We start from the raw sequence: 209 nt of genomic DNA on the forward strand, positions 1-209 counted from the left end.
CTTAGTTATCACTATGGATTAAAAGTTAGAATTTATCCATCTTCTCAACAAAAAGTCATCATTAAACGTAATTCTGATGTCGCCAGAACAGTTTATAATAAGTTGATTGCGATTGATAAGGAGTTATACCAATTAAAGAAAGTAAAGCTACCGATTGATACCGTTATTGACCGTATTAAGGAGTTAGAAAAACGGAAAAATCCTAAAGA

At 31.1% G+C, this 209-nt stretch carries 1 protein-coding gene; it reads left to right on the forward strand.

What is annotated here, in order from left to right; all coding sequences use genetic code 11:
• On the forward strand, positions 1-209 hold a 209-nt coding region (locus tag FC36_RS07555), incomplete at both ends, for a helix-turn-helix domain-containing protein (protein WP_156409555.1).

Origin of the sequence: Ligilactobacillus equi DSM 15833 = JCM 10991 (assembly GCF_001435735.1) — a bacterium.
GTDB classification, from domain to species: domain Bacteria; phylum Bacillota; class Bacilli; order Lactobacillales; family Lactobacillaceae; genus Ligilactobacillus; species Ligilactobacillus equi.